Below are 12,635 nucleotides of genomic sequence, written 5' to 3'. Positions count from 1 at the left end.
TTCGCCATCATGTTCGGTGAGCGCTTTACCAACGCCATCAACTAAACCGACCTCGCACACAGAAATCCTGACACGTCCCAAAATAGAAACCCAGACAGGCCAGTCGGCCAGTCCTTAACAGGAACCACCCGCCGCGAGGTTTGTGACTTCCCTAATCAGCCAGTCGTACCGGCCTTGATCAAACCTCTTCTGCAGGTTCCAGGCAAGACCGCGGAGGTTGTCTGGTAGGTAGAACGCCATGCTGATTTGCTTCAGTATTTGTAATTGCTGCTCCTGCATTGCTTCTCCCTGTTGAAAACGTACGACAATCAGCAACAGCGCCGCTCGAGAGGAAACCCACACATCACTTTTTCGCTTGTCGCGTCATGGACAAGTATCCCAGCTACCGACTAAGCCACATGGGATGAACTCAAAACGACGATAGGAAAACAATGTAGGCCAGCAAAGCCCCACTTGTCAGGGTCCAGGTACTGCGTCGTTTAACTGCATGGTCTTTGAGCCCAAAGATGGGACGGCGGGAGGGGCTGATGCGGGTCATTTTGCTTATGGTATTGCGGTGACGAAGAGTCATCACTTTCGCGTTGACATAGGGAAATGTCAAAGCAAATCCGCGCGCGCTGCTGATGTCCCACCAACTTGTGGCGTGTTTACCGCATGATCCTGCGATTTAAGGATTACCCACTCACTAAACATGAAGCCCTGAGCGGCAATCAGGAGAGTGAGAGAAGAGGCTGCACCACAGCTGTGTAAATGCAGCCTCTTGTGCCTCCCAATAACGCCAGTCTTCAAGCGGCACGTACAAATAGTAATAACATTACAACGTAGCATGGTTGTGAGATGTCATAGGGGAGGCCCGATGGTTCAAGGGAATCGCACCTCAAACATGACATATCGGCCAGTGACCAGGAGCATGTCGCAGGACACCAGGATGTAGAGATTGCGCCGTGCGATTTTACCAATGCATTCAAAAGCCATGAGGACACCCCATGAATATCAATACTAATGCCGTTGATGATGCCGTCCTTGCGTTGCTGCATTTGACGCTGCACGACCGCAATCGCGCATGGAAAAGCTTCGACTGGGATGCACTAAACCGGCTATACGAGCGAGGTTTCATTCACGACCCTGTCAGCAATGCCAAATCCATTGCTTTTACTGAGGAAGGTCTAGGTGAGTCAGAACGGCTGTTCAAACAGCTTTTCACTATCGCCGCTGAACCGAACAAATAAGTTGGCCACCTCCTGGCTCACGACATGAAATGGGCCGTAACGAATACCACCTCGTTGGCTGCCTATTTCGCAGCGTGAAGCAAATGTTGCCTCTTTGCTTAAACAAGCTACTCTTTACTTGTCGAAGCGAGGATGCAGCATTATGATCTCGACAACCCGTCCAGGTCCGATTCACAAATCAAATCTGGTCTCGGGTCATTCAAAACACATGTGAAAGATTGTCATGGCAACAGGTACCGTCAAGTGGTTTAACGATTCCAAGGGTTTCGGTTTCATCACGCCAGATCAGGGTGGAGAAGATCTCTTCGCTCACTTCTCCCAAATCCAAAGCTCGGGCTTCAAAACCCTCAAGGAAGGCCAGAAGGTCTCTTTTGAAGTGACCCAGGGCCCGAAGGGTGCTCAAGCATCCAATATCGTGCCAGCATAAGCAAAATTAGACCGGCTGAGACCAGCCCTATGCGTTGATACTGGTAAATGCTCAGCGGAGTCGGCTCATGGCGTTCAGGTTGCTAAGCATGTCCATGAGCCGCTGATTGACGGCACAAAGCACTTAACTTGTGACCGGCGTCTTACGTGAGTAACGGCGATCGCGCCCACGTCCCTCAGCAGTGATTTCGCCACCTTTCGACAGTACGCTTAACGCATTGGATAAGCGCTGGTTGAGCTTTTTCTTGTCGTCTGTCGAAGGACGAATACCTAATGCCGCAACGGCTGCCTTGTAGATCTCCGAAGCAGACTGCGGCGTATCGCTTAATAACGACGGCCAAAAGTCCTTCCCAGTGGACGGCAGCTTCGATTTCGATTCCGACTTTGCAGTAGTCTTCTGGGAAGCCGCCTTTGCGGCCCTCGTTTCCGCTTTTCGATTGGACTGGGGTCGGCCTCGTCTGGTTGGGGTGCCCGTCGCCGGCGCTTCAATCGCGGACAGGGTTTCCAGCACACCCTCCAGATCCTCGACCAATTTCGAGTAATACATCATGCCTTGACGGGCATGCTGCAGTTCAAGTTGAACAGCTTGTGCTGCCGATACGGTAGTGGCCATGAAAGTCTCCCATTGAAATGGAAAGTCAGTGTAACAAGTTATGGCATGGACAGTTTGATATGGATTTTGTTCTTAATCCGGAAGGTTAACATTGGTAAAGAGCTACGCTAATGACCGTCGAAGAGCGTAGGCACTGGAAGAGTGTTTCATCGACGGCCGCGCACAGCTGTTTTGGGACTGGTTCGCATAAACTTGCCGCGCAGACGAAAAAAAACCCGCAGACCAGAGGCTGCGGGTTCAATCCAATTCAAGGAGAGTTGGAGGAGACAGGTGTTACTTTACTGCGAGAACTGATAGTTGTCCTCTTTATTATTCTTATAAGAGGTATAACTAATAGTGATATAGCAAATGAATAAGCCCGCTCGGCTATCTACCAAGCGGGCTTATTGTGTCTCTCGTCGCCTCTTGTATTGGATTTTTAGGTACTACGGGTCGGATGGTACACTGAAAGGTATCCCTTTTGTGAACTCCTGTATCGCAATGCCTACCCTCGACGCCATCAAAACCGCCTGCCAACAAGCACTGGAAACCGCTGGCCAGGCCGCCGACTGGCAGGCTTCCTATTGCGAAGTCGTCGATCCTGCCTCTGTGCTCGACCTTGTCACCGAACTCGAATCAGAGATTGGCGAGCGCATGGCGGCGGAGAGAGCCGCCTTCATCAAACTAGTGCGCGACCTGACCGGATATATCAAACTGGCGACTGGTGACAAGCCCGATCCGGTGCGCGAAGACCTGCTGTTGCAGGCAAAGGAATTGATTACCCTACTCGAGCCAGAGCCAGCCGCTCCACTTGCCAGGCAATCAGGCCGGATGGGTAGCTAGCGAAAATACGACCTCGCGCAGCTTCTCTCGCGCCTGATGAAACCCGTATTCCCGGCGCCATCGGTTCAGGTCGACAAAGCCGGCGGCGCCCAATGCATGGCATGCGCTACTGATGCCCTGATACGCCATACTGTCCAGTTCGCCATCAAGTACCCGGACGCAAAGGAAGGGAATCGCCTGGACTTCCGGTAGCGATTTAGCGATGCGAAGCAGATCGAACATCTTGCTCTCGGCGAAATGCGTCCCGCAGACGATCACATCAAATCGATCATCGAGTAACTTCGTCGCCTCCTGCATCGAGGTGCAGATGGTCAGTGCAAAGCAGTCTCCCCATGCCTCCTGCACGATCGGGACCACGCGAGGCACCTCGGCGACCAGTACATTCGGCGTTTCATTGTGCATGTCGTTCTCTTGTTGTTGTAGTAAAGCATATGTCTCTCCGGACGATTTACATATGCATTCCTCATTATAGGAACGATCATGCTATTCTTATAGGATTGGCTTACCTGACCACCCGAATGCATGTCCCCGGCTGCTATCCAGTGACTGGCAGCAGGCAGGCTCGGCGTTTTCACCGCGCGCCAACATCCTCTTGATGGCGATAAGGAACTTAATTAAGCCTTCCATGCCCTTAGGCAGCAAGGTCTTCGGCAGTTTCGGTGAGATGCGTCACGTGGACAGGGCGAAGCTGCCTTATTCGTTGAAGACCTGCAATTCATACTGAGAATTCATGCCTCGTAAACCAGAACCGGCTGCTGCTCCCGCCGTCATCAAGTGGACACAAGAAGAATGGGAACTGATCGCCAAACGCCTCCTTGACGTCAAGGGTCACGACTTATTGCAGTCGGCGCAGCTCGATGAGGTCAAGGCCAAGGATGTATTCCTGGCGCAGGATGCATTGCCAGAAGGCCGGCATCGCAAATTGATCTCGATTTCCCAGGGTTTTCAGGCGATTCGGCAACGCCTGCATGGCATTCTGCAGAAGTTCAACAGTACTACGTCACAGGAAGACCTGTTTGCCGGCGCGCCGCAGTCTAATGCCCCGGCAGCGGAGCCCTCAGCCAAGACAACGGTCAGGCAGAAACGTAAATCTGAGCATGGAAATGCAAACGAGACCCTGAGCGATAGCGTGCCGGTGCATGCTCAACAGATCGACAACCCAACACACGAAATTGCCGGTGAGACGAAACCGGTCTTGGCTCCCGTGGAGCAATTGTCGAGAAAGGAGCCGCTGCCGGCGGCCAGTCAGCCGCAAACGGAGGCCCGACTGAATGAACCAAAACCGGCGCCTCGTTCAGACCGTAGCAACCAGAACAACAGGGCTTCACGGCCTGTTCAAACGCCTTCACCGGTCGCAACCGGGGATTTCATCGAACTGGCCCGTCCATTTGTCTCCATGGTGTGCGAGGAACTGGCCAATGCCCTGGTGACACGGTTGATGGCACATGGTGGGAGTCAGGCAGCCACGTCGTTACTCCAATCGGCGTTGAATGGTGCACGCCACTCCACTGCACGTCAACAGCGACAACCGAACACGCCATCCTACGTCAGCCCGGCGTCCCGCGATGAATCCTTTGCAGCCATGGAGCATTCTTTACCAACAGCACAGGCAAGCGATGATCATGATGAGGACCATGACGAAGCGGATGTTCAGCCGTTGTTTGATCCAAAGCTTCCGCCGTCCGCCAATAGTGCTTTCAAACCAATGGTGGCTCTGATCGGTACCAGCACGCATGACTTCGAGGACCTGCAGCGCTACTATCCGCAACTGGAACTGAAGGTGGTTCCGCTGGAGGACCTGCGAACCGCACCTTCGCTGCGCAGCTGCCAGCGGATGATTGGCTTGCGGGAAGATATCCCGGCACCGGCAGACGAATACCTGAGGAAGACATTCAGGAACCGGTACCTGCGTGTCATCGGTGGTGTGAGCCAGGTGCGTGAGCAACTCAATGCCTGGCTGGCCAGTCCCGGAACGATGAATGACCAGCCGCGGTGGCCGCGCAAGCAAGGCAACGCCGGCGGAAAAGGGCAGGGCGCGGGCTATCCAAAGAAGCGGCAGTTCCGCCGTCCCAAGACCACGCCTTAATCTTGGATGTTAATGACCGTTGCGGCTGCAGGCGTTTGCTCCACTATCGTCTGTGTCCGCAGCCGTCAGCTGCATTTCCAGTCGCTTACCTCAGACGTTCGATCGCACTGGCCTAGACTTCATTGAACAGCTACGTTTGACTGACGGGCGATCGAGCCGGAACGTGAGTGAATCGCTGGTGCAGTAAAGTCTACTTCTGGCCAGCGCTCCCACAGAGCAGGTACCGCGCGCGTAGCGTAAACCAACGACGGTTTGGCGCTTACGGTTGCGCCACAATGGGGACATTCAATAACTCCGGTCTGCATGACGGTACGGGCAAAGCAGGGACTGAAGTGCTCGACTTCGTAGAGTCGACGGCATAGGGCATTGCTGCATCTTTCCAGATGAACTGACATGCGTGCCTCCGTGATGGTTTTTAATTTGTCCGTACCGCGCAATTGAGAATACATCGAATCTGACCGAGCGCAAACGGAAATCTTGCGTACCAGCCTGCTCCGGGATACCGCCTTTTTAAAGGTGCCGTTATGTTATTCAAGCAACGCGTCCTGCTACAATCAATCATCCCCTGTTATGTCGCCTGCCATGAATGAAGACCTGACCCGCCGGTTGAAGCTATGTACTTCATTACCGACACCGCCTTCGACTGCGGTGCGCATCATCGATCTGGCCAATGATCCTAATGCGAGCTTGATGCAGATCGCCGATGCGGTAGCGTTCGACGCAGCACTTGCCGCCAAAATGCTCAAGGTCGCCAATTCACCGTTGTATAACTCACGTCGCTCCGCCAGCAACGTGCGCCAGGCAATCAGTTTGCTTGGTACGCACGCGGCGATTACGATTGCGCTGTCGTTTTCGCTGGTGGGGGGCTTGAAATCGGGACGGCAGAGCAGGGAAGTGCAATTGTTCTGGCAGCGCTCCATCTTGTCCGCACTGGCTTGCCGGGTACTCGCGCAGCATTTCAAGCTGCCGGCTGACGACTTGCTGCTGTCTGGCCTGTTGCAGGATATCGGCGTTCTTGCCCTGCAAACGGCATTGGCTGACGAATATGTCCAAGCCACGGCAGCGGCCAGCGACCATGACCAGCTGCTGTTGGCCGAAAGGGCAGCGTTCGGCTCCGGGCACGACGAAGTGGGATACTGGTTGCTCAAACGCTGGCATCTTCCGGATCACCTTGCCATCTCCTGCCTGACCAGCCATATCGAGCCGAAAGGCGAGATTGCCGTTAATGCCAATAGCTGTGTCGCTGTCTCCGGCTATCTGGCGGACGTCTTCCTCAAGCCGACAGATCCTGTTGTCACGCTGCGTGCCACCAACGCCGCCTCGCGCTGGCTTGGACTGCAGGCACAAGCACTGACCGATATCCTCAATGGCATGCGTGAAGGTCTCAAGGAAGTTGAAGATCTTTTCGATACGCCGTTGATAGAAGCGGCACAAGCTGACGCGCTGGTGGCCGAAGCGAAAGAACTCATCTTCATTGCCAACTTGCGCCAGACCCGTGAACTGGAGGAGCGAGCGCAACGCGATGCGCTGACCGGGGCACACAATCGAGCCTATTTCGACGATGCGCTGAACAAGGAGTTTAATCTGGCAGTCCGTCATGCCTGGCCGTTGTCCGTGGCGATGATCGACCTCGATTATTTCAAGCGCATCAATGACACCTATGGCCATGCGATTGGTGACGCCACCCTGCAAGCGGTCACGCGGGTCATCCAGTCACAGATCAGAAATGGCGACGTCTTCGCACGCTATGGCGGCGAAGAGTTCGTGCTGCTATTTCCGGGTACCCCGGGGGAAGCTGCTGCAAAGGTGCTGTCTCGAATTCGGGAGACCATCGCGTCGTTCCATCATACGGTCGATGCGGATACGTCATTCAAGGTGACGATATCGATCGGTCTGGCGTCGCATGTCAATGGCGAGGACGCGGTGACATCCGGCGTGGATCTGGTACATGCCGCTGACCGGGCGTTGTACCTGGCGAAAGCGCAAGGGCGCAATCAACTCGCGCAAGCCGTGGTGTAGGCGTCACATTCTTAACAATATTGCACTGCGCAATGACGAATCACGGAAATTGGTTCAGAATCGCCGTGCAGTATAAAAATCCAATCCCAAAGAGGACGGCAGGAGACACGTGAAAGCCCACAGTACCTTGTGCTGTGGGCTTTTACCTTTTGCGCTGTTATACATTTTCCGAATGTCTGTCATTCGCACTCGAAAGAAGACAGCATTGTTGTACAGCGGTACTATGTCCTTGTCTCCTCCAACTCTTCTTGAATTGGATTCGCCCGCAAATCCGCAAGGACTGCGGGCTTTTTTCTTTGTACCGATGCGGGTACGGGTTGGTGGATCGTTCATTTCCCTATCAGACTCAGCGCAACGATGCGCCAAAGGATGAGAAATTGGTTATTGAAGATTGTGACAAGATCGATATTGCACGGATTCTGATCGAACGTATCGATGGCGTCGTGGCCCAAGCCCGCGTCAGCACACTCGCGTTAGCTAATACAGTTCTGGAGCGCTGGGCCACAGATGCACCAGAAAAAGGCGAAGGCCGGTGTCAGATCCGGATCATCTTTGAAGATGGCTTTCAGTACCACAGCCATATCGGAATAACACGGTCGCAAAAACGTATTTCGCTCGCCAAGCTGGTGCGGCAGCAGCTATTGGCTTTAACCAGCCCGGGCATCCGCCGGCATCGAAAAAAGGCAGAAAGCGTCACCGTAAGCCTTCCGCTACTGCCGTTGCCATTGAGCGCTGAAGCCATGCTGGCAAGGTATGACATCTAAGCCAAAGCGGAGCAGGGCGGCAAAACAGGAGATGAACATCGATGTCACGCACTAACAACGATGCGTTGCAAGCGACTTATCTGAATGACTTGCGCAAGCAGCGCATGACCGTCATGGTGTACCTGGTCAATGGGATGAAGCAGACCGGCTTGATCGAATCATTTGATCAGCATTCCATGTTGATGAGGCAGGGGACCAGCAAACAACTCCTCTATAAGCACATGATTGCCAGCGTCGTACCAGCGCCAAAGGCATTGCCCGCGCACCCTACTCAGGCGGCACAACGACCGGCCAATCGTTCGGAACCGAATGCGGTACCAGTGATTGTGCGGAAGGTAGCACGTCGAACCATCGTTCGTGACGAATAGCGCTGTTGCAGCAGAACCGGTCAGGATGACGGCCTACAAGGGAATATGGTGCTGGTATTGGTTCCGCCCGCCAGCTCCGGTGGATGCAGCCTGTTCTTCTGAAATTGAGGTCTCACTCCGATGGCTGCATGGGGCGCGATTGTACAGAGCCCGGGAAGGATTCGGCCAGTACCACCATTGATTCAAATCAACGTCCTACTTGTCTCAAGGTCCCACCCTCGAAGGCGGTGAAGGTCCCTTCAACCAGACTAGACGATAGCTGGCCACCAGTCGAAAGCTTCCTTGCGCAATACGAAGACGGATTGGGCTTGGTCTATATAAAAGCGGGAGGTAGCTGCACTCCATTGGCCTTCCACTTTGCGGCCGTCATGCAATATGACGATATACCGTATCCCGTCTTTTGGTTCATATAGCTGGTCGAGCTGTTCGGTACGGGTCTTGATCTTCATGGCAGTTTAACGTACACCCTCGTGGCTTGTCAGGAGATCGTCGATGCAAGCCCTGCTGTAGGCATCCATGTCCAGGAACTGGAATCCAGCGTGAAAACCGTCTGGCGTGCTATCGCAGTAGACCACCGTGCCCCATGCATTGATTCGTCGCGGACTGTCTGGAACGGCAATCGCGATGGCATAGTTGCGGCCGATAGCAAGTGGGCGTTGGCTGAGCAGACCTAGACCGTGTCGAGACACATTCACCGTGATGACGGAATAGGGGCCGACATCGTCCATGAGCACCTTGGCATCGAAGGAAAAATGGCGACGGGCATGCGTGCGCTGTTCGATGGCTGGAGAAAGATACATGGCGCCATTGTAGTTCCATGTAGTAATGATGTTTCAGAAGTGGAACACTTATTGCGACGCATCAAATTATTCTGGCACTACTATTCCAATAGCCAATGCCATCGCATATGGTAGTTGTCATTCAACTAAAAAAGCCCGCACGAGCAAGACTCAATGCGGGCCATAAAATCCAAACCATAAGGTTGGGGGAGACGTAAAGTAGATAGGGATGCTTGGCCCAAGTTCAAGAGCCGTGTTGAGTAATTTCTTACCATTGCAGGCCCTTGTATAGCGAAAGATCATCGGTATTGTTCGCCAATTGGACTTTGGTCACCTTGATCGCCGTAGGCTGCGGTTGAAACACCGCTGTGGGCAGGATGCTGCATAGGGAGCAGGCCGAAAGTGCCTGAGGTTAGGACAGATACGGTAGAATGCCGGAACTGTCTTTTTATACAGTGAAAGCAAACAATGGCAACGCAAATGAAAACCTTGAAGGGCGATGTCGATTCCCTGAATCGCTATGGGATTGCTGATGCTGCTAGAACACGCATCACAGCGCAGATTCTTCGCAATGTAACCCGACCTTCCCAACTACGGCCGGTACATGTTCTTGTACCTAAAAACCCAAAAGCAAAGTCTCCAGCCTAACTGAGCGAAACGGGGAGTATTCATGGTACTCAGCGGTTAATCAATTTCTCCATACAAAGGCAAGTGGAAGTTAAAGAGATAAATCTGGCTAAAAAAGCGCTGGAATTACCGCAAATCGTCTAAATTCGGCCCTCAAATGGTGGGCTACAGGTAATGCTTGCCAAGTCGCGCATGCTGTTGACGTACAATCACTGCTCAATGAGTTGACAGGACTACGCTGCCATGGCTGAAACACTTCCAGATTGCTTGTTTCTCGCCAATGGCGGTGCCATGGGCAGCAAGATTGCCGGTCATGATTGGTCGCTCCATCCCCTCGGCACACCCAATAGCTGGTCACCCGCCTTCCGTACCGCCTTGAGCATGGTGCTCAATTCAGGGTTTCCTTCCTATGTTATATGGGGCAAAGAGTTTTTCGTTTTCTATAACGATGCGTATGTCCCCATCTTGGGGAGCCGGGCAGCCCTTGGCCAAGGGCGTCTACTTGCTGAGCTGTGGCCAGAGGTGGCCGAAACTGCCTGTTCAATTGCACAGCGGGCGTTTGCCGGCGAGACAACTTATTTCGAGGACATGCCTTTTCTGGTCAACCGCCACGGCTACCCTGAGCAAACCTACTTCACATTTTCTTATAGCCCGATCCGTGACGAACATGGCGTAATTCAAGGCGTGTTAGGGACCGTCTTTGAGACAACGGAAAAAGTGATTGCACTCGCCAAGTACAAAGAAAGTGAAGAGCGATACCGACTGTCGCTTGAGGCCTCCGGCAATATTGGCACTTGGACCGTGGACCCGGAAACGAAGCTCACTACGGTGGACGAACTTTTTGCGCGCGCATTTGAAGTAGACACGGCCGTTGCAAGAGCGGGTAAGCAAATCGAGCACTTCACCGACAAAATTCATCCAGACGACCGACCGCATGTGTTGTCAGCAGTCGCTCATTCCATGGAAACGGAAGAGCCCTATGAGATCGAGTATCGCATTCCTCAACAGTCAGGCGAAGTTCGTTGGGTCACTGCGAAAGGCAAGATGTTCGAGGATGCCACCACAGGCAAGAGGCGCTTTGCCGGCGTGGCGGTCGATATTACCGAACGCAAGAAGATAGAAGAAAAGCTCCGCGATACGCAAGCCTGGCTTGCAGCAGTGTTCGAGATTCTGCCGGTTGGTGTCGCCGTCGTCGATGTCAACGGCAAGGTTGAGCTCTCCAATCAGGAGATGCACCGATACTTGCCAACCAGGATTCAACCCTCCCTGGACGAAGCCCGCCACAGTCGCTGGTGTGCGTATCACGCCGATGGCCGCCTTTATGCCCGCGAGGAGTTTCCAGGTGCCCGTGCGCTACACGGTGAACGGGTCGTGCCGGGTATCGAAATGCGTTACACGCAGGACGATGGAGCACAGATTTGGACGCAAGTTGCCGCCGTACCAATTCGGGATGACCAGGGTCGCATCACTGGGCAGGTCGCGGTCGTCACAAATGTCGATACCTTCAAGCGCACTGAGGAAGCGTTGCGCCTATCCGAGGAAAAGTACCGGACCTTGTTCAATGACATGGCAAAATCGAACAGGCACTTAAACGAGTTCCTGGCCGTGCTTGCCCATGAGTTGCGCAACCCTCTGGCACCGATCCTGACCGGCCTAGAACTCATGCGGATGCGCCCCGATAGCTCTGAAACAGTGGCGCGCGTCCGAGAAATGATTGAGCGCCAGGCGAACCAGATGGTGCATCTCATCGACGATCTTTTGGACATTGCTCGAGTAACCAATGGGAAAATCGAGATCAAGAAGAAACTAGTTGATGTGAACAGTATTGCGCTAAGCGCTGTCGAAACCAGCCTGCCAACGATTGAAGGCTCACATCATGAACTAAACATGGGGCTATCTGAAACACCGCTGCTAATCCATGCCGACTTTACGCGGATCGCACAAGTCATCGGCAACCTGCTCACCAATGCCGCGAAATACACGCCGAAGGGTGGGAAGATAAAACTACTGGTCAGCCAGGATGCAGATCAGGCAATTATCTCGGTCCAAGACAATGGAATTGGCCTGCCATCCGAATCGCTAGAATCGGTATTTGAGATGTTCAGCCAGGTTCAAAACGACATGGAGCGATCCCAGGGCGGACTCGGGATCGGACTGGCGCTTGTGCGCAACTTGGTACACCTGCATGACGGCACGGTATCTGCCACGAGCGAAGGGACAGGTAAAGGTAGCACCTTTATCGTGCGGCTGCCACTCGCCGAAATAGAGGTGCCATCGGAGAATGCGATAGCGCCTTCACAGGCAAGCGAACTAGCCAGCCGACCACTTCGAATTTTGGTGGTGGATGACAATGGGGATGCCGCCCAGAGTCTGACGATTTTGCTCAAGGCGTACGGACACGATGTGCGGATGGCTCATGAGGGAATAGAAGCGCTAGAGATCGCATCGCAGTTTCAACCTGAAGTTGTTTTTCTGGACATTGGCTTGCCGGGCATGACCGGTTACGCAGTCGCGCGACGACTTAGGGAGATCGAGGGCTTGAAAAACACAAGGCTGGTTGCAGTAACTGGATGGGGGGCGGAGACAGACCGTGCCCATTCAAGAGAGGCCGGTTTTGACCGCCATTTCACAAAGCCGCTGTCGCCTGCAGCAGTAGTAGAGGCCCTAAACAAAATACGATGATTGGCTATTCGACCGAAACAAAGCCATCAGGTTTTATTTCGGTCGTTGTGGTGAAATGGGTAGCCCGCCCAATCTTCAGAGAGTGCACTATCTAAAAGCCCACCACATATTTAACATAACTAAAGTTATCCACCGAAGTGGTGTGGGAGCAAAGTTGTAATGTCCGGTTTCAGCAAAGTTCAAATGTCCGTTTTTCCGCAGGATAACCCTATTACAGACG

At 53.5% G+C, this 12,635-nt stretch carries 12 protein-coding genes; 8 read left to right on the top strand and 4 right to left on the bottom strand.

Features of this window, described 5'->3' with window-relative positions:
* The first annotated feature begins 986 nt into the window (after nt 1–986).
* Both RY831_RS31980 and RY831_RS31975 read left to right on the top strand, forming a co-directional pair.
* Nucleotides 987–1,229 carry a DUF6429 family protein gene (locus RY831_RS31980; RefSeq protein ID WP_326510339.1) on the top strand — a complete coding sequence of 81 codons (243 nt, stop codon included), beginning with the start codon at nt 987–989 and terminating at the stop codon, nt 1,227–1,229.
* 223 nt (nt 1,230–1,452) lie between these two features.
* The gene (locus RY831_RS31975) at nt 1,453–1,656 is read left to right on the top strand and encodes a cold-shock protein (RefSeq protein ID WP_151639076.1); all 204 of its coding nucleotides are present in this window, start codon (nt 1,453–1,455) and stop codon (nt 1,654–1,656) included.
* 123 nt (nt 1,657–1,779) lie between these two features.
* Here the strand turns inward: RY831_RS31975 and RY831_RS31970 are convergent, their stop codons facing one another.
* Entirely contained in the window at nt 1,780–2,268 is a 489-nt protein-coding gene (locus RY831_RS31970) for a hypothetical protein (RefSeq protein WP_326510338.1), read from the bottom strand.
* A 480-nt stretch (nt 2,269–2,748) separates the two neighbouring features.
* Here RY831_RS31970 and RY831_RS31965 point away from each other — a divergent pair, with 480 nt between their 5' ends.
* Nucleotides 2,749–3,090 (top strand): hypothetical protein, encoded by a 342-nt coding sequence (locus tag RY831_RS31965; protein ID WP_326510337.1) that lies wholly within the window; start codon nt 2,749–2,751, stop codon nt 3,088–3,090.
* On the opposite strand, the gene RY831_RS31960 is transcribed toward RY831_RS31965, so the two are convergent.
* Nucleotides 3,070–3,492 carry a hypothetical protein gene (locus RY831_RS31960; RefSeq protein ID WP_326510336.1) on the bottom strand — a complete coding sequence of 141 codons (423 nt, stop codon included), beginning with the start codon at nt 3,490–3,492 and terminating at the stop codon, nt 3,070–3,072. The two genes, RY831_RS31965 and RY831_RS31960, sit on opposite strands and share 21 nt — an antisense overlap.
* Before the next feature lie 328 nt (nt 3,493–3,820).
* Here RY831_RS31960 and RY831_RS31955 point away from each other — a divergent pair, with 328 nt between their 5' ends.
* The 4 genes from RY831_RS31955 (at nt 3,821) to hfq (ending at nt 8,327) form a co-directional block, all read left to right on the top strand.
* Nucleotides 3,821–5,176 (top strand): hypothetical protein, encoded by a 1,356-nt coding sequence (locus RY831_RS31955; RefSeq protein WP_326510335.1) that lies wholly within the window; start codon nt 3,821–3,823, stop codon nt 5,174–5,176.
* A 582-nt stretch (nt 5,177–5,758) separates the two neighbouring features.
* Nucleotides 5,759–7,195: a GGDEF domain-containing protein gene (locus tag RY831_RS31950; RefSeq protein ID WP_326510334.1), complete on the top strand. Its 1,437-nt coding sequence runs from the start codon at nt 5,759–5,761 to the stop codon at nt 7,193–7,195.
* Nucleotides 7,196–7,443: 248 nt separating this feature from the next.
* Complete coding sequence (locus RY831_RS31945; RefSeq protein WP_326510333.1) at nt 7,444–7,959, top strand: hypothetical protein; 516 nt, start codon at nt 7,444–7,446, stop codon at nt 7,957–7,959.
* A gap of 41 nt (nt 7,960–8,000) precedes the next feature.
* The gene (gene hfq / locus RY831_RS31940; RefSeq protein ID WP_437126348.1) at nt 8,001–8,327 is read left to right on the top strand and encodes an RNA chaperone Hfq; all 327 of its coding nucleotides are present in this window, start codon (nt 8,001–8,003) and stop codon (nt 8,325–8,327) included.
* A gap of 248 nt (nt 8,328–8,575) precedes the next feature.
* Here the strand turns inward: hfq and RY831_RS31935 are convergent, their stop codons facing one another.
* Nucleotides 8,576–8,776 (bottom strand): hypothetical protein, encoded by a 201-nt coding sequence (locus RY831_RS31935; RefSeq protein WP_326510332.1) that lies wholly within the window; start codon nt 8,774–8,776, stop codon nt 8,576–8,578.
* 6 nt (nt 8,777–8,782) lie between these two features.
* Nucleotides 8,783–9,127, bottom strand: coding sequence for a PilZ domain-containing protein (locus RY831_RS31930; RefSeq protein ID WP_326510331.1), 345 nt, complete (start codon nt 9,125–9,127; stop codon nt 8,783–8,785).
* An 849-nt stretch (nt 9,128–9,976) separates the two neighbouring features.
* On the opposite strand from RY831_RS31930, the gene RY831_RS31925 reads away from it, so the two are divergent.
* Nucleotides 9,977–12,415, top strand: a complete 2,439-nt coding sequence (locus tag RY831_RS31925) for a hybrid sensor histidine kinase/response regulator (RefSeq protein ID WP_326510330.1) — start codon at nt 9,977–9,979, stop codon at nt 12,413–12,415.
* Nucleotides 12,416–12,635: the final 220 nt, after the last annotated feature.

The sequence above is a fragment of the Noviherbaspirillum album genome (assembly GCF_035916955.1).
Classification (GTDB): Bacteria; Pseudomonadota; Gammaproteobacteria; order Burkholderiales; family Burkholderiaceae_D; genus Noviherbaspirillum; species Noviherbaspirillum album.
Note: the sequence above shows the minus strand (reverse complement) of the source record. Positions and strands in the feature narration are given on the sequence as shown.

Bases quoted from the DNA above. Each gene is read 5' to 3' on its own strand.
- RY831_RS31955 (WP_326510335.1), top strand. From the start codon at position 3,821: ATGCCTCGTAAACCAGAACCGGCTGCTGCTCCCGCCGTCATCAAGTGG.
- RY831_RS31965 (WP_326510337.1), top strand. From the start codon at position 2,749: ATGCCTACCCTCGACGCCATCAAAACCGCCTGCCAACAAGCACTGGAA.
- hfq (WP_437126348.1), top strand. From the start codon at position 8,001: ATGTCACGCACTAACAACGATGCGTTGCAAGCGACTTATCTGAATGAC.
- RY831_RS31970 (WP_326510338.1), bottom strand. From the start codon at position 2,268: ATGGCCACTACCGTATCGGCAGCACAAGCTGTTCAACTTGAACTGCAG.
- RY831_RS31975 (WP_151639076.1), top strand. From the start codon at position 1,453: ATGGCAACAGGTACCGTCAAGTGGTTTAACGATTCCAAGGGTTTCGGT.
- RY831_RS31960 (WP_326510336.1), bottom strand. From the start codon at position 3,492: ATGCACAATGAAACGCCGAATGTACTGGTCGCCGAGGTGCCTCGCGTG.
- RY831_RS31935 (WP_326510332.1), bottom strand. From the start codon at position 8,776: ATGAAGATCAAGACCCGTACCGAACAGCTCGACCAGCTATATGAACCA.
- RY831_RS31980 (WP_326510339.1), top strand. From the start codon at position 987: ATGAATATCAATACTAATGCCGTTGATGATGCCGTCCTTGCGTTGCTG.
- RY831_RS31950 (WP_326510334.1), top strand. From the start codon at position 5,759: ATGAATGAAGACCTGACCCGCCGGTTGAAGCTATGTACTTCATTACCG.
- RY831_RS31930 (WP_326510331.1), bottom strand. From the start codon at position 9,127: ATGTATCTTTCTCCAGCCATCGAACAGCGCACGCATGCCCGTCGCCAT.
- RY831_RS31925 (WP_326510330.1), top strand. From the start codon at position 9,977: ATGGCTGAAACACTTCCAGATTGCTTGTTTCTCGCCAATGGCGGTGCC.